This is a genomic window from Micromonospora sp. NPDC049523, from assembly GCF_040676775.1.
GTDB lineage: Bacteria > Actinomycetota > Actinomycetes > Mycobacteriales > Micromonosporaceae > Micromonospora_G.
On sequence record NZ_JBFAPP010000020.1, the window covers coordinates 67,381 to 85,664 of the forward strand.

General features: G+C 69.4%; 15 protein-coding genes. 9 read left to right on the plus strand and 6 right to left on the minus strand.

What is annotated here, in order from left to right:
* The first annotated feature begins 58 nt into the window (after positions 1 to 58).
* Positions 59 to 1,375 carry an endo-1,4-beta-xylanase gene (locus tag AB0J90_RS26905; protein WP_363600556.1) on the plus strand — a complete coding sequence of 439 codons (1,317 nt, stop codon included), beginning with the start codon at positions 59 to 61 and terminating at the stop codon, positions 1,373 to 1,375.
* A gap of 153 nt (positions 1,376 to 1,528) precedes the next feature.
* Positions 1,529 to 1,942, plus strand: a complete 414-nt coding sequence (locus AB0J90_RS26910; protein WP_363600401.1) for a pyridoxamine 5'-phosphate oxidase family protein — start codon at positions 1,529 to 1,531, stop codon at positions 1,940 to 1,942.
* Between the two features lie 127 nt (positions 1,943 to 2,069).
* Here AB0J90_RS26910 and AB0J90_RS26915 read toward each other — a convergent pair whose 3' ends face one another.
* From AB0J90_RS26915 to AB0J90_RS26925, 3 genes are all read right to left on the minus strand, one after another.
* A complete protein-coding gene (locus AB0J90_RS26915; protein WP_363600403.1) occupies positions 2,070 to 2,705 on the minus strand; it encodes a GyrI-like domain-containing protein in 636 nt (211 codons plus the stop codon).
* Positions 2,689 to 2,919 (minus strand): hypothetical protein, encoded by a 231-nt coding sequence (locus AB0J90_RS26920; RefSeq protein ID WP_363600405.1) that lies wholly within the window; start codon positions 2,917 to 2,919, stop codon positions 2,689 to 2,691. The genes AB0J90_RS26915 and AB0J90_RS26920 overlap by 17 nt, the downstream gene beginning before the upstream one ends.
* A 252-nt stretch (positions 2,920 to 3,171) precedes the next feature.
* On the minus strand, positions 3,172 to 3,975 hold the full coding sequence (locus AB0J90_RS26925) for a helix-turn-helix transcriptional regulator (RefSeq protein WP_363600407.1): 804 nt from the start codon (positions 3,973 to 3,975) through the stop codon (positions 3,172 to 3,174).
* Positions 3,976 to 4,109: 134 nt separating this feature from the next.
* Between AB0J90_RS26925 and AB0J90_RS26930 the strand changes: the two genes are divergently transcribed.
* On the plus strand, positions 4,110 to 4,478 hold the full coding sequence (locus tag AB0J90_RS26930) for a nuclear transport factor 2 family protein (protein WP_363600409.1): 369 nt from the start codon (positions 4,110 to 4,112) through the stop codon (positions 4,476 to 4,478).
* 52 nt (positions 4,479 to 4,530) lie between these two features.
* Here AB0J90_RS26930 and AB0J90_RS26935 read toward each other — a convergent pair whose 3' ends face one another.
* Entirely contained in the window at positions 4,531 to 5,367 is an 837-nt protein-coding gene (locus tag AB0J90_RS26935) for an alpha/beta hydrolase (RefSeq protein ID WP_363600558.1), read from the minus strand.
* Positions 5,368 to 5,846: 479 nt separating this feature from the next.
* Between AB0J90_RS26935 and AB0J90_RS26940 the strand changes: the two genes are divergently transcribed.
* The gene (locus AB0J90_RS26940) at positions 5,847 to 6,920 is read left to right on the plus strand and encodes a serine/threonine-protein kinase (RefSeq protein WP_363600411.1); all 1,074 of its coding nucleotides are present in this window, start codon (positions 5,847 to 5,849) and stop codon (positions 6,918 to 6,920) included.
* Positions 6,921 to 7,131: 211 nt separating this feature from the next.
* The gene (locus AB0J90_RS26945; RefSeq protein ID WP_363600413.1) at positions 7,132 to 8,022 is read left to right on the plus strand and encodes a glycosyltransferase family A protein; all 891 of its coding nucleotides are present in this window, start codon (positions 7,132 to 7,134) and stop codon (positions 8,020 to 8,022) included.
* Positions 8,023 to 8,045: 23 nt separating this feature from the next.
* Here the strand turns inward: AB0J90_RS26945 and AB0J90_RS26950 are convergent, their stop codons facing one another.
* Positions 8,046 to 8,588: an EXLDI protein gene (locus tag AB0J90_RS26950; RefSeq protein WP_363600415.1), complete on the minus strand. Its 543-nt coding sequence runs from the start codon at positions 8,586 to 8,588 to the stop codon at positions 8,046 to 8,048.
* A gap of 238 nt (positions 8,589 to 8,826) precedes the next feature.
* Between AB0J90_RS26950 and AB0J90_RS26955 the strand changes: the two genes are divergently transcribed.
* The 4 genes from AB0J90_RS26955 (at position 8,827) to AB0J90_RS26970 (ending at position 15,095) form a co-directional block, all read left to right on the plus strand.
* The gene (locus AB0J90_RS26955) at positions 8,827 to 9,660 is read left to right on the plus strand and encodes an ATP-binding cassette domain-containing protein (protein WP_363600560.1); all 834 of its coding nucleotides are present in this window, start codon (positions 8,827 to 8,829) and stop codon (positions 9,658 to 9,660) included.
* Positions 9,657 to 10,418 (plus strand): ABC transporter permease, encoded by a 762-nt coding sequence (locus tag AB0J90_RS26960; RefSeq protein ID WP_363600417.1) that lies wholly within the window; start codon positions 9,657 to 9,659, stop codon positions 10,416 to 10,418. The genes AB0J90_RS26955 and AB0J90_RS26960 overlap by 4 nt, the downstream gene beginning before the upstream one ends.
* A gap of 40 nt (positions 10,419 to 10,458) precedes the next feature.
* Entirely contained in the window at positions 10,459 to 11,304 is an 846-nt protein-coding gene (locus AB0J90_RS26965) for a DUF4331 family protein (RefSeq protein ID WP_363600419.1), read from the plus strand.
* Positions 11,305 to 11,717: 413 nt separating this feature from the next.
* Positions 11,718 to 15,095 (plus strand): family 16 glycoside hydrolase, encoded by a 3,378-nt coding sequence (locus AB0J90_RS26970; protein ID WP_363600421.1) that lies wholly within the window; start codon positions 11,718 to 11,720, stop codon positions 15,093 to 15,095.
* Between the two features lie 103 nt (positions 15,096 to 15,198).
* Here AB0J90_RS26970 and AB0J90_RS26975 read toward each other — a convergent pair whose 3' ends face one another.
* Positions 15,199 to 17,937 (minus strand): AAA family ATPase, encoded by a 2,739-nt coding sequence (locus tag AB0J90_RS26975; protein WP_363600423.1) that lies wholly within the window; start codon positions 17,935 to 17,937, stop codon positions 15,199 to 15,201.
* Positions 17,938 to 18,284: the final 347 nt, after the last annotated feature.

An 18,284-nucleotide genomic window follows, 5' to 3' on the forward strand; every position in this document is an offset into this window, starting at 1 on the left:
GGCGCGTCCCCGCCCGACGACGAGACGAATCCGGCAGTCCCGGCTGTTGCTGGGCGTCATGAGTCTGCTCCTCGCCACCGGAACCGCGGTAGTGGTGAGCACCTCGGCGCAGGCGGCCACAACCCTGGGTGCGTCGGCGGCCGAGCGTGGCGGGCGGTTCTTCGGCACCGCCGTCGCGGCGGGCAAGTTGAGCGACTCGGCGTACACGACCATCCTGAACCGGGAGTTCAACCAGGTCACGCCGGAAAACGAGATGAAAATCGACGCGACCGAGCCGAACCAGAACCAGTTCAGCTACGGCAACGCCGACCGGATCGTGCAGCACGCCCGCTCGCGCGGTATGCAGGTGCGTGGCCACACGCTGGCCTGGCACAGCCAACAGCCGGGCTGGATGCAGAGCATGTCGGGAACAGCGCTGCGAAACGCGATGCTCAACCACGTCACGCAGGTCGCTACCCACTTCCGCGGCCAGGTCACGTGGTGGGACGTGGTGAACGAGGCGTTCGCCGACGGATCCAGCGGCGCCCGGCGTGACTCTAACCTGCAGCGCACGGGCAACGACTGGATCGAGGCAGCGTTCCGCGCCGCGCGGGCGGCGGACCCGGGCGCCAAGCTCTGCTACAACGACTACAACACCGACAATTGGACCGACGCGAAGACCCAGGCCGTCTATCGGATGGTTCAGGACTTCAAGAACCGTGGTGTGCCGATCGACTGCGTGGGGCTGCAGTCACATTTCACCGGCGGCTCGAACTATCCGAGCAATTACCGCACGACGCTGTCCAGCTTCGCCGCGCTCGGGGTGGACGTGCACATCACCGAGTTGGACATACGCAACGCCCCCTCGGACGCGTACCGCAATGTGACCAACGACTGCCTGGCGGTGCCTCGTTGCACGGGCATCACGGTCTGGGGTATCCGTGATTCGGACTCGTGGCGGTCCGGCGAGAGCCCGCTCCTGTTCAACAGCAGCGGTGGCAAGAAAGCGGCGTACGACGCGGTGCTCGCCGCACTCAACAGCGGGACTCCCAACCCCACCACCGCGCCGCCGACGACAACGCCGGGCACGCCGCCACCAACCACCACGCCGCCCCCCGGGGGTAGCTGCACCGCGTCGGTCACACCGGGCACGGTCTGGGGCGACCGGTACAACACCTCGGTCACGGTCAGCGGAGCCAGCACCTGGTCCGTGGTCGTGGCGATCACCTCGCCGCAGCGGGTCTCCACCACGTGGAGCGGCAGCTTCAGCTGGGACAGCAGCGGCAGCGTGATGACGGTGCGTTCCAACGGCAGCGGCAACACGTTCGGTTTCACCACGATGATGAACGGAAACTCCAGCGCCCGACCCCAGATCAGGTCCTGCAGCACCGGCTGAACCGCAAGGAACTGCCGCTGGCCGTGCACGGCACCCGCGCACGGCCAGCGGCCCCTGACACGATCTCGTGGGCCGCGGCAGGGTTCCACGTTGACGCGTTGCAGTCTCGACAGTCCCGTGCCCGGTCGAGCGGCGAGGCATAAGGTGGTTCTCGTGTTTCGTGACGAGGATTTCGCGCTGCTCGCCCGGCCGCTGTACGCCTTCCTCACCGTCGCACCCCGTGGTGGCCGCTGGCCCGCGCCGCGCCCGGTGTGGTTCGAGGTGACCGACGACGGCGACGTGCAGATGTTCTCCCTCCTGGATGCGCCGAAGCTCGACCGTCTCCGCGAGCACCCACGCGCTTCCGTCGTCGTCGCGGCTCCACCTGGCGAGCCCGAACACTGGGTATCGGTGGAGGGCGCCGTCACTCTTCACGACGAGGGTGGCGCCGAACTCGCGGCTCGTCTCGCCGACCGATACTGGGACACGAGCAGCCCGAACCACCAGAAGTTCCGCGACGAGTGGGCTGCCAGCACAGTGGTGCGCATCGTCGTACACCCGGAGGTGGTGAACCGCTTCTCCGCCTGACCAGCGGGGACACCGCGACGGCCGACGGGTCGAAGGCCCGGAGCGCGGTACGGGACGGCCGCCACACCCGCATCCGTAACGCGGCCAACGACGCCCTCGGCATCGACGCAGCCCGGTCGGAGGCAGCTCACCGGAGATCCGCGGAGACTGACGCGCCGACCGGTTGTCTGAGGATGGTGCGGAGCCGCTGCGGCGCGACCTTGCGGGAGTCGCTGAGGTAGATCTCGTGGTGCTTACCGACCAACCGGAGACCGTTGTCGGGGATGAACTCGTGGTGCATCCGCGCCAGCACGTCGGCCTCGTCGTCGTAGGAGCCGACGTGCAGTGTCTGCACGCAGCGGCCCTCGGAGAGCCAGCCCAGGCGGACCTCGTGCAGGCGCCGCGGGCGATCCTTGGCGAGCTGTCCGGCGGCGTCGGCGAACATCTCCTGGTCGATCCAGTCGGGGACCATGATCATTAGAGTCCAGTCCCATCGGGACTTGTCGCGCGATGCCGTGAACGCGTCCATGTCGTCAGCCCACCACAGGCCTTCCAGGGGCATGACGACGTAGTCACGTCCGAGGTTTCGCTTGCTGGCGAACTTCACCCGGTACGCCAGCGGGTAGAGCGCCTCGGCAGCATCGGTGAAGGCTCGACCGGTATTGGGATCGCCGTGCCCGTCGATCATGAGGTACTGCAGGTCAGGCACGTCCACGACGGAAAACCGACCGCGTCTCGCGCGGTAGGCGTCGATCTCCGTCTTGAAGTCAATCTTGTTCGTCATCGGGCACCTGGGCTCGCGCCGCGAGCCACGACCTTTCCGCCTCCAAGAGGCTCAGGGAGTAGGAGAAGACCTCGCGTGCCGGCAACGCAAGAGGGACTTGGGCCGCCTCGGCCTCCTTGACGGCGGCGATACGAGCGTCGACGTGGGCGAGTCGGTCGCGCAACGCCCGCGCATAATCCTGCTGCGAGAGCAGGTACAGGTTCGAGACGCCCACGAGTAGCGGGTGCGGGACAGGCCGCAGTGCTGCGATGAGCGCGAAGGCGCCTCGGGCGCCGAGCTGCCGACCTGCGGTAGGGGCATGGAAGACGCGCCGCGACTTCGCGGCCGCCGGGGCGTCGGGAGCGTGGACGAGCCCGCGTTTTTCGAGCCTGGCGAGCAGGTAGTAGATGGACGAGAACCCGATCTCGGTCCACGGGCCGTGAGACGTACAGGGGCGCCCGATGGTGGCGCAACTGCGGGCGGCGGTTCATGCCCTGCCGAGGGCGTGGAACGCTTCGGTGGTCGCCTTGTCGGCGGGGAAGAAGGCTTCGATGGCCAGCCGGGAGACGGTGACGTCCAGCGGGGTGCCGAAGAGGGTGGTGGTACTGAACAAGGACAGCACCTGGTCGTCGTGGCGGTATCGGAGCGGGACGACGACGCTCGAGACAGCGTCGCCGATCGGTGCCGCTTCGCCATCGCCGGCCGGATAGCCGCGAAGCTCCTCGTGTAGTCCGTACAGGGTGCGATCGTTGGTTGCCACGGCCTGCTGGTGCAGCCGGTGGAGCAGGTGGGCGCGCCACTCGGGCAGGTTGAGGATCCGCGGGGCCATGCCGCCGGGGTGCAGGCTGAGCCGCAGCACGTTGATCGGCGGCGCCAGGAGGTGGGGCTCGGCACCCGTGGTGAACAGGGCCACGGCAGGGTTGGCTTCGACGAGGTGCCAGTGCTGGTCGACGAGCGCTGCGGGGTACGGGCTGTGTCCGTCGAGGATCTGCCGTACGGCGGCGCGTACCGAGGCCAGTTCCGGATCGCTCAGCTCGTGGCTGGGGTAGGCGGGCGCGTGGCCCCCGGCGAGCAGCATCGTGTTGCGCTCCGCGAGCGGTATGTCCAGTTGCTCCGCCAGCCGCAGGATCAGTTCCGGGCTCGGCCGGGATCGCCCGGTCTCGACGAAGCTCAGATGCCGGGCCGAGATCCCTGCCTCGATCGACAGGTCGAGCTGACTCATCCGGCGATTCCGGCGCCAGTCGCGCAGCAGCTCCCCGACTGGTCGCCCTGGCCTGGCCGCAATCGTCACGCCACCGACCCTAATGACCGTGCCGGGGTACGGACCATTACCTGCGAGGTAATCGACACCGCGTCAGGGCGCGGCAATCATCTCTTCTCGGGGCGGCTACCGCCCTGCCCCGCTCGCAGAGAAGAGGAGAAACCATGGCTGTGAAATTCGACGAGTTGGTGCAGCGGTACATCGAGATCTGGAACGAGACCGATCCGGTGCGGCGGCGCCGAGACATCGACGACCTGTGGGCCCCCGACGGCCGCTACGTCGACCCGATGGCGATCGCCGAGGGGCGGGACGCGATCGACGCCACGATCGCCGCGGTGCAGAGCCAGTTCCCCGGGATGACGTTCCGGCTGGCCGGACCGGTCGACGGCCACCACGACCAAGCCCGCTTCACCTGGGAACTCGGGCCGGAAGGCGTCGAGCCACCGATCGTGGGCTTCGACGTCGTGACAATCGACGGCGACGGACGGCTGACCCAGGTGCTGGGTTTCCTGGACCGAGTCCCGACCGCGTGATCCCGCCGGTCGGGTCCCCGGTCCAGGGGAACCCGACCGGCTTCGGGAGCGGTCAGGAATGAGGGCAGGTGTCGCGGTACTCCTGGATGGTCGAGCCGCTCGGGGCCGGGCAGAGGAATTGCTCGTAGCGGGTGTCGTTGTCGACGAAGCGCTTCAGCCACGAGATGCTGTACTTCGCGACGGTGACGTTGGTCGACGTCGGTGCGGAGTGGCTGGCCGCGTTCAGTTCGAGGTACGCCTTGTCCAGCGTGGCGGGCAGGCTGGTGTAGAACGGTTCCGAGTGCGCGGACACCGGGGCGACGGTGTCGTTCTCCGCGCCGATGACCAGCGTCGGAACCCGTACGCCGGACCAGGACTTGGTGCTGTGCCAGCCGGTGAGCGGGATTGCCGCCTGCAGGGCGGGCCGGGAGTTGGCTGCGGAGAGGCTGCCGCCGCCGCCCATCGAGTGACCCATGACGCCGAGCCGGCTGCCGTCGATCCGGGTCCGTACGCTGCTGGTCCGGACCAGGTAGTCGAGGGCCGCCAACAGCTGGGTGCCGCGACTGGCTGGCTGGTCGTAGACCGAGAGCGTGTTGATCGTGATGATCACGAAGCCCTGGGAAGCGAGGCGGGGGCCGAGCCAGGCCACGCTGGACTGCGTGGCGGTGTAGCCGGGGGAGATCGCGATCGCGCCGAACGTGCCGGCGGTAGTGCTGGTGGGGTAGTAGATGGTCCCGCCGCCGAAGCCGCTCACGCTCGACGCCGCGACGGTGGCCTGGGCGATGGCGAACGAGCCCCGACTCGCTTCGATGCTGGCGACGGTGGGGTTCGGGCCCCGCTCGTACGGGTTCGCGGCGGCGTGTGCCGGCGGTGTGATGCCGATACCGGCGCCGACCATGACCATGACCATGACCAGGCGGGCGAGTGCGCCGGTTCGCCGGTCGGGCGCTCGGTGGGCCGGGACGGGTCTTGGGTCGGGGGTGGTCTGAGACGGCATGTCGATGCTCCCAGGGGTGTGGGGGAGGGGTGGCGCGCTCGACGTACCCGGTGCGTGTGATGGTCACCGATCCGGTCGACGCGCTCTGGGCTGCCTCGACCAGTGTGGCCGGGCCGCCGTGGCCGGGGTAATCCCGGCCGGGCTCATGCCCTGCTGATATGTATCTCCGTCAATGTAGACGGCGGGTGGTGACGTGAGGGCGGGCGATCGGCCCCGAACTGGCCCGGACACGGTTACCGGGCAACTCCGATGGCACGGATGGGCCGCTGACGTCGGCGTGCTGAGCGGCCGGTACGCCGAAGGTCGCGGTTTGCGTCGGGCGGACCGGGGGTAGCGCTGTTCCCGACCGTCGTCGATCCGGACCGGCGGCGGGAAAGCGTCGGGGGCGGGGGATGCCGGTGTTGGACGGGCGGTACCGCCTCGACCAGCGGATCGGGGCAGGGGGCATGTCGGAGGTCTGGCATGCCCACGACGAGGTGCTCGACCGGCCGGTCGCGGTCAAGCTCATCACCCTGCCGTACGCCGATCCGGCCGCCGGTCGGGCGATCGTGGACCAGGCACGGACGGAGGCCCGCGCCGCGGCCCGGCTGGCTCATCCCAACATCGCCAGCGTCCACGACTTCGGCCTGGTGCCCCTGCCGGACGGCCAGCAGGCGCCGTACATCGTGATGGAACTGGTGGAGGGTGAGACGCTGGCCGTGCATCTGCGGTCCGGGGCGCTGGACTGGCGGATCGCGGTCCGGGTCTGCGCGGAGGCGGGCGCCGCGCTGGCCGCGGCCCACCTGGGCGGCATCGTGCACCGGGACGTCAAACCGGCCAACATCGTGCTCACCCCGGCCGGGGTGAAGGTCCTCGACTTCGGCATCGCGGCACTGGTCGGCGAGCGTGACTCGGCAGCCGGGGGAGAGGTGGTGGGCACGCCGGCGTTCGTCGCCCCGGAGCGGCTCGACGGCGTCGTCGCCAGCCCGGCCACCGACGTGTACGCCGTCGGCGTGGTGCTCTATCTCAGCCTGGCCGGGCGGCTCCCGTGGCCGGTACACACGGAACCGGGCCGACCGTTGTCCCACGTCTACCGGGCACCGGATCCGCTGCCGCCGGTCGCCGGCCTGCCCGCCGACGTGGCCGAACTGTGCGTGCAGTGCCTGAGCGCCGATCCGGCCGACCGGCCGACGAGTGTCGCCATGGCACTGCTGCTGGCCGAGGCGGTGCAGACGCAGGTGTACGTCCCGATCGACGTCCCGCCGTCACCCTCCCGTCCGCCTGTCCCGACGCCCCGACAGTCGGTGTCGGCCGATGATCCGGCGCTGGACGAGGTGACCGACGTGGCGGTCGTCGAGTCGTTCCCGCCGCCGAGAGACAGCGGCGGACTCGCTCCGACCGGCGACGGGCCGGATCCCGTGTGGCCCGTGCCGGCATCGTCGGGTTCCGATCGGCGTGCCGTCCGCCCGGGTCGGCACCGCGCCTGATGCCGTACGCGGCAGCCGACGCGATCCGGCCCGGATGAACGGGTAGGTCGGCGGCCCAGACGGAGGTCTCGTCCGACCGTTGGCACCCGCGCCGAATTGGTCGACGGTCGCGCCGACCCTCGTGGAACGTCACGACGGTGGCAGCGGCGCGGGTGGGCATGGCACGCTTCCAACGCGACGATCCATCGACCCATGAGGGCGGGAGCGGACCATGGCCGGTGCGGCTCGACCATCCGACAGCGCCGCAGCTAGCCTGGACCGGGCACCGAGGGTCTCGATCGTCGTGCCGGTGCACAACGAGGAGGAGTCCATCGGGCCATGCCTCGATGCGGTTCTCCGGCAGACGACGCCGGCCGACGAGATCATCGTGGTGGACAACGCCTCCACGGACGCGACCCGGGCCCGGCTGGCCCGGTACGCCGATCGGGTCGTGCTGCTGACCGAACCACGGCTCGGCGTGCTGCACGCGCGTGACCGTGGCCTGACGGCGGCCACCGGTGACGTCATCGGCCGGATCGACGCGGACACCAGGCTGCCGCCGTACTGGGTCGAAATGGTTCGCGGGCTCTTCGCGGACGGCACCGTCGCGGCGGTTACCGGTCCGGTGACCTATTACGACATTCGCTTTCCGGTGGCCCTCAACGCGGTGGACCTGGTGCTGCGCCGGGCGTGGGCGCTGCTGCCGAGCCGACGGCGGCTCGACTGGCTCTTCGGCGCGAACATGGCGGTCCGGGCCCGGGCCTGGCACGCCGTCCGGGCCGACCTCTGCGACGATCGCCGCTACCACGAGGACCTCGACCTCGGCATCCACCTGCACCGGGCCGGCCATCGGGTGGTCTTCGCCGCTGGGCTGCGGGCGGGCACCTCCGCGCGCCGCTTTCGGAACCGCCCGGCGGACTTCTGGGCGTACCTCAGGATGATCGACGCCTCCTACGCCAGCCACTCGGGGCGGGCCGGTAGCGCGAGCTACTGGCGGGCCTGGCTGACCACCCGCCTGATCATGCTCTGCTACCTGCCGTTCCGGGCGCTGCACCGGGCCCACCCGGCCTACACCGCCGCCCCGCCGCGGAAGAACCCGATGGCGGCGGAGCCGTTGCCCTGACCGGGCTGAGCCAGGCGGCTGGTTCAGATGTCGAGGTCCTCCACGACGGGCTCGTCCTGGATGACCTGCAGCGCGACCGCGTGGAGTTCCGGCGGAAGCAGTGCCTCGAGTTCCTCGGCGGTGTCGACGACCGAGAACGTGGCCTGGGCTGGCGTACGCATCCAGGCTTGGTCCGGCGACCAGTCACCGATCCAGCCGCGCCAGCCGGTGGACCATTTCCTGCTGCGCTGCGCGTTCGGCCCGACCGGGGTGTGTAGCTCCGATCGGGAGTGGTGCACGGCAAAACGGTCCTTGCTGGTACGGAACAGCGAGTAGGTCTCCTCGCCCTCCGCGGTCGACGAGGTCCACTCGCCCAGCGCGATGCCGAGGAAACGCTTCACCGAGGCCCGCCCGACGCCCACTTTGACGGTGATCTCGTCGAACCCGGTCTGCTTGGCCTCCTCGAGGTCGACCAGGCGGCGTAGCGCCGCGACGATCGTGGCCGACAGGTTGCCGCCGGTTATCTCCTGCGCGCGTTGGAGCAGCGGTAGGTCGTCGTCGGCGACGTAGATCGTTTTGTTGGGCATTCGCTTCTCACCTCTGGACGGGAGTGTACTCATACGTGTACTACTACGTACATGCATACGTACACGGCCGGTCGACCGCCGAACGGAGCTTGTCTGGCCGCTATTCAGTGGTACCGTGTACCGGTAGTCAGTATTGCTAGGTAGATGGAGAACGGCTCCACGAAGGAGGCAGGCGACCATGTCCGATGTCGAAAAGGGCGGCTCCACCGACGCCCTCGCGCACCCAGGAGGGGCCCCGATGAACGCGCCCACGACCTCCCCGCCGGCGGTCCGGGTGCGGGGGCTGGAGAAGTCGTACCAGAAGTTGCACGTGCTGCGCGGTGTGGACTTCGACGTGGCGCGGGGGACCATCTTCGCCCTGCTCGGCTCCAACGGGGCGGGCAAGACCACGGTCGTGAAAATCCTGTCCACGCTGCTCAGGGCGGACATAGGGACGGCCGTCGTCAACGGCTTCGATGTCGCCACGCAGGCGGCGGACGTGCGGGAGTCGATCAGCCTCACCGGGCAGTTCGCGGCCGTCGACGAGATCCTCACCGGTCGGGAGAACCTGGTGCTGGTTGCCCGGCTGCGGCACCTCAAGAAGCCGGGCACGATCGCGGACGACCTGCTCGCCCGTTTCTCGCTGACCGACGCGGCGGCGCGGAAGGTGTCGACGTACTCGGGGGGCATGCGACGCCGCCTCGACATCGCGATGAGCCTCATCGGGAATCCGCCGGTGATCTTCCTCGACGAGCCGACGACCGGGCTCGACCCACAAGCCCGCGTCGAGGTGTGGAACACCGTCAAGGAACTCGCCGGTCAGGGTACGACGGTGCTGCTCACGACCCAGTATCTGGACGAGGCCGAACAACTCGCCGACCGGATCGCGATCCTCCACGAGGGCCGGATCATCGTGAACGGCACCCTCACCGAACTCAAGCGGATGCTTCCGCCCGCCGAGGTCGAGTACGTCGAGAAGCAGCCGACCCTCGAGGACGTATTCCTCGCGATCGTGAGCGCCGACGGCAAGGACGCCGACGCTGGACCGGCAATGACCGTGGCACCGGCACAGACGAGTAAGGAACAACGATGACCAGCCACTTCCTCGGCGACACCACCGTTCTGCTGGGACGATCCCTGCGCCACATCACCCGCAGCGTGGACACCATCATCACGACCGCGATCATGCCGATCGCCTTCATGCTGCTGTTCGTCTACGTGTTCGGCGGCGCGATCAACACAGGGTCGGACTCGTACGTGAACTACCTGCTGCCCGGCATCCTGCTCATCACGATCGCGTCCGGCATCTCCTACACCGCATTCCGACTCTTCCTGGATATGAAGAGCGGTATCTTCGAGCGGTTCCAGTCCATGCCGATCGCGCGGTCGTCCGTGCTGTGGGCGCACGTGCTGACCTCGCTGGTCGCCAACCTGATCTCGCTGGTTGTGGTCGTGCTCGTCGCCCTGCTCGTCGGCTTCCGTTCCGGGGCGGGAGTGCTGGCGTGGCTCGCGGCCGCCGGCATCCTGATCCTGTTCACCCTGTCGCTGACGTGGATCGCCGTGATCCCCGGTCTCTCCGCGCAATCCGCCGACGGTGCGAGCGCGTTCTCGTACCCGCTCGTCTTCCTGCCGTTCGTGAGCTCGGCATTCGTGCCCACCGACACCATGCCGGGCCCCCTGCGCGCCTTCGCCGAGAACCAGCCGGTGACGTCGATCGTCAACGCCATCCGTGATCTGTTCGCGCAACAGCCGGTCGGCACCGACATCTGGGTCGCCCTCGCCTGGTGCCTCGGCATCCTCGTCGTCGCGTACGCCTTCGCCATGGTCACGTACCGCCGCAGGATTTCGTAGCCCGGCGGTGGACCGTTCGTTCTCGTCCTGATCCGGCACGGTGCACGCTGCCCCTCGCGGGCAGCGGCAGCCGTTCGCCCGGTCAGGTCGTCTGGGACGAATCGCGCGCGACACCGACGGCGACGCGTACGCCGACATCGCGTTCACGTTCACCTTCTCCGAGTACGACAACGGCAGCCAGACCGGGACCGCCTGGTACGCCACCGGCCCCGATGCTCGCCAGCCCGAGCCGACCGGACAGGTGATCGCCGATTCCATCCCGGTCAGCTTCGACGGCACGGCCCGGCCTGTCCGCATCGACGAACCGGGACCGATCCGGCTGTTCGTCGGGCTGCGCAGCGACCCGTTCTTCGCCGACGTCGAGGGCGCCCTGCACGGAATGAAATGGACCGGGCACGACGACTTCGCCGGCAACAACGTCGACTGCATCGCACTGGAGGTGCCCAGCGATCTGCTCGGCCCCGGCCCGGTGGTCGGGGTGTGGGCCTCGATCAGCCGGCGCAGCGACGGCGTGCTGGAGCAGATGGACCGCGGCGGGAACCCGACCATCAACCCCTTCATCAACCCCGAGGGCGAGAAGAACCGGTACAACTCCCGGCAGCCCGCCGACGACGTCGCCAACTACCTGGGCCCGTGGTCCCAGTTGCTGGAGAAGGGCGGCTACTCACCGAAGGAGGCCAGGGAGACGGCCCTGCAGTGTCTGCCCGACATCCTCCGCTACGACCGCGCCAAACCCACCTCCTACCCCAACGGCAGAGGGCTCGCCGACGACGTCTTCAGCTACCGCTTTGCGTGGCTGACCCATGGCAAGGTCCCGCCGACCGGCCTGCAGCCGCACGACGACCTGCTGCCGACCTTCCCCTACCTCGGCCCGCCCAACCCCTAGCCTGCGCCCGTCACTGATCGCGTGCAGTGACGGATGGCCACCGCGGTCCGCCTCCGCTGATGCGTCCGGCGCGGACCATGGACACGAAGCCGGACCGCGTTTCCCTGCGCTCCGGCTGCCGCGCGCTGGACGCCGACCCTATTCGACGACAGCAGGGAAGACGCCGTCTCGGCGCCCTCGACGACGTCACCAAAGGTGCTTTCGCCCGTACCGATATCGGGGTCATCCGGCCGCCTGCTGCGACGCGCGTGAGCCCTTGGATAGGTGGACGACGAACCCACCCTTTCTGACAATCGAAAGTTTGCTTCTGCTTGATTGGACAGAAGTTCCGATTGATCGACGTATAGATATAGACAGTTGAATGAAAGACCCCTACCGTGTCCGTCACGTCCCTCTCCCGTCCCGGAGGAACCATGGGCACACGGTCCCTGTCAGCCGTCCTCGTCGCTGCCGGCCTGTTGGCCGGCAGCCTTGCCATCGCACCCGGTGCCGCGGTCGCGGCGCCGCCACCGCAGGAGCCCGGAGTAACGCTGCGGGTCTTCGACGTGCAGGTACCGCTCAGCGAGATCTGCGTACTCAAGCCTGGCCAGACGCCCAATGTGGACAAGAAAATGTCCACGATCAACTGGACCACCACCACCGACTTCGGGTTCAGTGACAACTTCGTCAGCCAGGTCATCGGCAACATCAACATCGCCACCGCCGGGAGCTACACGTTCCGGCTGAGCAGTGACGACGGGTCCGAGCTCCGGATCGACGACCAACTCGTGATCGACCACGACGGGCTGCACGGCGCGACGCCGCCCAAGGAGGGCACGGTCACGCTCACGACCGGCTACCACTCGTTGCGGATCGACCACTTCGAGCGGGCCGGCGACCAGCAGATCACCCTTGACTGGCGTACGCCCGGGTCTTCGTCCTTCGTCCTTGTCCCGAACAGCGTGCTCAGCACCGACGCTGGCGTGGTGCGGGTGACCGCGCCGGGGCGCAAGGAGTGCGAGGGCGTGACCGACGCGCCCGGCGACGGGTTGCCGCTGACCGGCGTCCACCCCAACTACTCGCTGACCAACCTGCGACCGACGGGCTTCCAGCCGCAGGTGTCGGCGATGGACTGGCTCCCCGACGGGCGGCTCGCGATCACCACGTGGGGCGGCACCGACAACGTGCTCGGCGAGGTCTACCTGCTGTCCAACGTGACCGGCACCACGGGTCCGTCGCAGGTCACGTACCAGAGGATCGCCCAGGGGCTGAAAGAGCCGATGGGCATCAAGTACGTCGACGGCAAGCTCTACGTGTCGGAGAAGCACCGGCTGGTCGAACTCAACGACACCAACGGCGACTGGGTCACCGACAACTACCGTCAGGTGGCCACGTGGCCGTTCGGCGGCAACTTCCACGAGTTCGCGTTCGGGCTGCTCTACCAGGCGCCCTACTTCTACCTCAACCTGTCGATCTCGATCAACCAGGGCGGGGCGACCACCAACCCACAGCCGGCGCCCAACCGGGGTACGACCGTCCGGATCGACAAGAACACCGGCGCGCTGCACTACGTCGCCGGTGGCCTGCGTACGCCCAACGGCATCGGTTGGGGTCCCGAGAACGGCATCTTCGTGCTCGACAACCAGGGTGACTGGCTGCCGTCGTCGAAGCTGGTGCACATCAAGCAGGACCGGTTCTTCAACCTCAACATGAACCCGCCCGGGCCGTTCCAGAGCAACCCGGTCACCCAGCCGGTGCTGTGGATGCCGCAGAACGAGATCGCCAACTCGCCGAGCACACCGGTGATGGTGTCGACCGGGCCGTTCGCCGGGCAGATGCTGATCGGCGACGTCACCTACGGTGGGCTGCAACGCGCGTTTCTGGAGAAGGTCAACGGCGAGTACCAGGGCGCGCTGTTCCGGCACACCCAGGGTCTGGAGATGGGCGTACTGCGTACGTCGATCGGGCCGGACGGCGCCATCTACGTGGGCGGACTCGGCGCGGGCGGCAACTGGGGCCAGGCCGGCAAGCTGACCTACGGTCTGCAGAAGCTGACCCCCAACGGCGGCAACGCGTTCGACATCCACTCGATGCGCGCGGTGGCCGGCGGGTTCGAGCTGACCTACACGCAGCCGCTGTCCGCGGCGACACTCACCGAACTCGTCGCCAAGTACAAGGTCAAGCAGTGGCGCTACGTCCCCACGTCGACCTACGGCGGCCCGAAGGTCGACGAACAGACCCTGACGGTCACCTCCGCGACCCCGTCGGCGGACGGCAAGAAGGTCACCCTGCAGATCAACGGCCTCCAGCCCGGCCGGGTCGTGCACCTGCGCTCGCCCCGCCCGTTCACCGCGACCAACGGCCAGGAGCTGTGGAGCACCGAGGCCTGGTACACGCTGAACTCTCTCGTCGGGGGCCCGCCGCCGCAGACCGGAACGTTGGAGGCGGAGAACGCGTCGCTCGCGGGCGGTGCGGTCGCGATGACCGACCACGTCGGCTACACCGGTAGCGGGTTCGTGGCCGGCTACGGCACCCAGGGCGCGTCGACGACGTTCACCGTGAACGCGGCGGCGGCCGGCGCGCACAACGCCGTGCTGCGGTTCTCCAACGGGCCCAACGGCGGTACCGGCGCCAAGACCGTCAGTCTCTACGTCAACGGCACCAAGATCCGCCAGACCAGCCTGCCCAACACCGGCGACTGGGACACGTGGGCGACCAAGTCCGAGCCGGTCACCCTCAACGCTGGCGCGAACACGATCGCCTACCGGTACGACGCCGGTGACATCGGCCATGTCAACCTCGACAACCTGACGGTGACCGCGGTCGGCGGCGGTGGCGGTGGCGGCGGGCCCGGCACGATCAGCGGCATCGGCGGCAAGTGCGTCGACATCGACAACGCCGGCTCCGCCAACGGCACGAAGATCCAGCTCTGGACCTGCAACGGCAGCGCGGCCCAGCAGTGGAGCCGGGTCGGCTCGACCTACCAGAACCTCGGCAAGTGCCTCGACGTCGACAACGCCGGCACCGTCAACGGCACCAAGGTGCAGCTCTGGACCTGCAACGGCACCGGCTCCCAGGTCTGGCAACCGCAGACCAACGGCTCGCTGCTCAACCCGCAGTCCGGCAAGGTGCTCGACGCGCTCGGCGGCAGCTCCGCCGACGGCACGCAGCTACACATCTGGGAGTACGCCGGCGCGGCCAGCCAGAACTGGACTGTCCGGGCGGCCACCAACCGGACCGTACTGTTCGACGGCACCGCGGGGTCGCAGACCGCCAACTGGCAGCACACCAACGGAGCCAACCCCACCTGGACCATCACCGGTGGCGGCATGCAGGTCAACGGCGGCGACATCCGTACGCGGCAGAGCTACGGCGACTACAAGTTGCACGTCGAGTTCTGGCTCCCGCAGTACGGCCCGGAGGTGACCGGTCAGGCACGCGCCAACTCCGGCGTCTACCAGCAGGACCGCTACGAGTTGCAGGTGCTCGACTCGTTCGGTGACACGTCATTGGCCAACGACGAGGCGGCCGCGATCTACACCAAGAAGGCGGCGGACGTGAACGCCGCGACCGCGCCCCAGACGTGGCAGACGTACGACATCACGTTCCGGGCGGCGCGTTGGAACGGCACGACGAAGACGGAGGACGCGCGTATCACGGTGGTCTGGAACGGCGTGACGGTGCAGAACAACGTCGCGATCAACGGCCCGACCGGCGGCGGTGCGGCCGAGGGACCGTCGGCGGGCCCGATCCGCCTCCAGGATCACGGCAACCCGATCCGCTACCGCAACATCTGGATCGAACCGGCCTAGCTCCCACCCGACGAGCGCCGATCCCGCGGCTGGGGTCGGCGCTCGTCGGCGTCGAATACGCCGTCAACGGTGGTGGAGGAGGGCCGCGTCGGTGCTGGTGCCGTCAGTGCCGCCCGACGAGGTCGCCCACCTCGGTACGGGACGAGACGCCCAGCTTGCGCAGGATGTTCGACACGTGGACGGCGGCGGTTTTCGGTGAGATGTAGAGCCGACGGGCCAGCTCGGTGTTCGTCAGCCCGTCGCTGATCAGCACCGCCACTTCCCGCTCGCGGGGAGTCAGGGCGGCTGGGCCGGTGACCGCGGGCGCCGCGTCGACCGGCGCCATGCCCAGCTGGGCGAGGACCTGGGCGAGCTGGGCCACGCGCCAGCCACGCCATTCGGCCAGCAGGGAGCCGGCCGCCGCCACCTGCGCGGTGGCCTCCTCACGCCGGTCGGCGGCGAGCAGACAGCGGGCGGCGGCGACGCGTACGGTGCCCCGGGTCGCCGGTCCCAGGATGTGCGCCTCGGCGATGGACAGGTAGCCGACCAGCGCTTCGGTGTGCTGGCCGCGCGCCTCCGCGAGCTGGGCGTCGACGAGGGTCCGGTAGTCGTCCCATACGCCGACGTCGAGTAGCGCGACAGCCATCTGGTCGAGCCGGTTCGCCGGCAGGCCGATATCCAGCGCGGCGGAGATCAGGTCGTGGGCCTGTTCACCGCTGCGCCACGGCTGACCGGCCAGGGCCGCGACGAGCGACTCCAGGCTCGCTTCGGCGAGTGGGAGGTCGCCGCGACGACAGGCGAGGTGGAACGCGAGGCCGGGAATCGTGGTCGGCGGGTTGTTGGGCAGCGCCGCCAGGTCGGTGACGAGCTGCTCCACCTGGTCCAGCTCACCCGCCTCCAGGTAGAGCCCGGCGAGGAACACCCCGTGGTAGTCGGCCCAGCGGCCCCGGCGCCGGTAGCTGCGGTCCTGTTCACGCCCCTCCTCCAGTGCCGCGATCGCGGCCCGCAGGTCGCCGGCCCGCAACGCGAGCCGGGCTCGGCCCTGGAAGTACGTGGCCACCGCGAGGGACTCGAAGCCGGCCCGCTCGGCGTCGACCCGCATCCGTTCCAGGGTCTCGGCGTGCTCGGCCGGCGACGTGGGCGGCTCGCCGTGCACCAGCGCGTTGAGGGCGCGGGCGGCCAGCACCCACTCGCCCGCCTCCTCTGCCTCGTCGACGAGGGTGGACAGGATCTTCCGGCCGTCGGCGGCGGTCTGCGGGCGCTCGGTGAGCGTCGAGCCCTTCTCGATCAGCGCGGCCAGGCGTACGGCCGGCAGGTCGAACTCGTCCGCCAGGGCCAGTGCACGGTCGGACCAGAGCAGCGCGGCGTCGAGGTCGTCGCGCAGGTACGAGGACTGCGCGATCGCGGCCATCGCCCGCGCCTGGTCGGCGCCGGGCGGAAGCTGCGCGATCAGGGTTCCGATGTCGTGGGTCAGCGCGCGCATCTCGTCGGTCTCGCGGGACTCCCACGCGATCCGGACCAGGAGATACAGCGACTCGGCCCGGTCGGTGGTGGTGCCGGCGAGGTCACGCCAGCGCCGCCCGTACCGCAGGGCGTCGTCCAGCAGCCCGGCCAGCCACGCCGCTCGGGCGGCGGAGGCGAGCAGGTCGGTGTCGTCGGGCACCTCGTCGAGGCCCATCTCGGCCAACTGCAGGGCCTGGTAGGCGGAGCCGATGGAGAGGTACAGCGCGGTGCCGCGGCGGGCCGCGGCGATCATGTCGTCGTACCGACCGGCGCCGCGGGCGTGGTGTGCCACCATCGCCGGGTCGGAGGCACCACCACCCAGGAGTACGTCGAGCGCCGCTTCGTGCAGCCGGCGGCGCTGCCGGCCGAGCATCTGGTCGGCGATCGCCTCGCGTACCAGGGCGTGCCGGAACGCGAACTCGTCGTCGCCGGACTCGACCAGGACGCCCCGGGTGACCAGGTCGCGCAGCACGGTGATGAGTTCGTCCTCACCGGCACCGGTCACCTCGGCGAGCAGGTCGAACGGGATGCGGTGGCCGAGCACGGTGGCCGCCTCGACAATGCGGTGGCTGACCGGGTCGAGGTCGTCGACCTGCCGGCGTAGCACGTCGGCGAGGCTCCACGGCAGCGGTTGCTCGACCATCGCCTCCACGTCGTACCCGGGCAGCGCGCGCAGCAGCTCCTCCAGGAAGAACGGGTTGCCGCCGGTGCGGTGGTGCAGCGCCGCCGCGGCGCGCAGCGGCGCCGGAGCGCCGGTGGCCGCCGCCAGCAACGCCGCCGTCTGCGCGGGGGTGAGGCGATCCAGGCGTACGTGGGTGACGGTGTGCCGGCGTTCCATCCGGGCCAGCAGGCCGGCGACCGGCTGACGTCGGGTCACCTCGTCCGGCCGGTACGTCCCGATGAGCAGCCTCGGCCCGCGTTGGTCGGCGATCCGCTCGAACAGCGCCGCGCTCTCCGAGTCGGCCCAGTGCAGGTCTTCGAAGACGATGACCGCGGGGGAGTCACCGATCAGGTCGGACAGGATGGCGAGGCCCGTGTGCAGGCGTTCGACCGGGCTGCGCTGCGGGTCCGCGAGGGCCGCGAGCTGCTCCTCGTCGATCTCCGGGCGCCCGTCGATGGCGTCCAGGAGCACCTCGTACGGGCGGGACAGCGAGCCGGGTTCCGCCTGGCCGACCAGCACCACGGTTTCCGCCGGCACGGTTGTCAGCAGCTCGTGCACCAGTCGGGTCTTTCCGATGCCCGGCTCGCCCGCGATGATCGCGACCGCCGGCTCACGCGCCGAAGCGAGCTGCGCCAGCCGGCGCAGCTCGCTTTCCCGCCCGATCATCACCGGGCTGGCACCGCCGCGGATGGTTCGCACGAGGCCAGGGTACCGGTGGGCTGTCCGCGGACCGGGGCCTTACGGGCCCGGCGGACCCGGCGGGCGCTGCTGAGCAGGCGCCCTCGGTCGGCCTCGGCGATCAACTCACGGCGACGGTCGTTCGCCAGAACCAACATCGTGTCTGGGTGCATCAACATGGCTTGCCTCCTTGTCAACCGCTGATGGATCAATCGTCGGTTGACGAGGGTGTCGACACATCGGAAGTGCTTACCTATCTTCGCCGGCCAGGCGGCCTTAGCCGAGTGCTCGGCGGGCCTAGGCATACCTAGACCGATGCCGGTTGCTCGGGCGTGCGGGCTGCCGAGGGCCACCTCGGTCACCTTCGG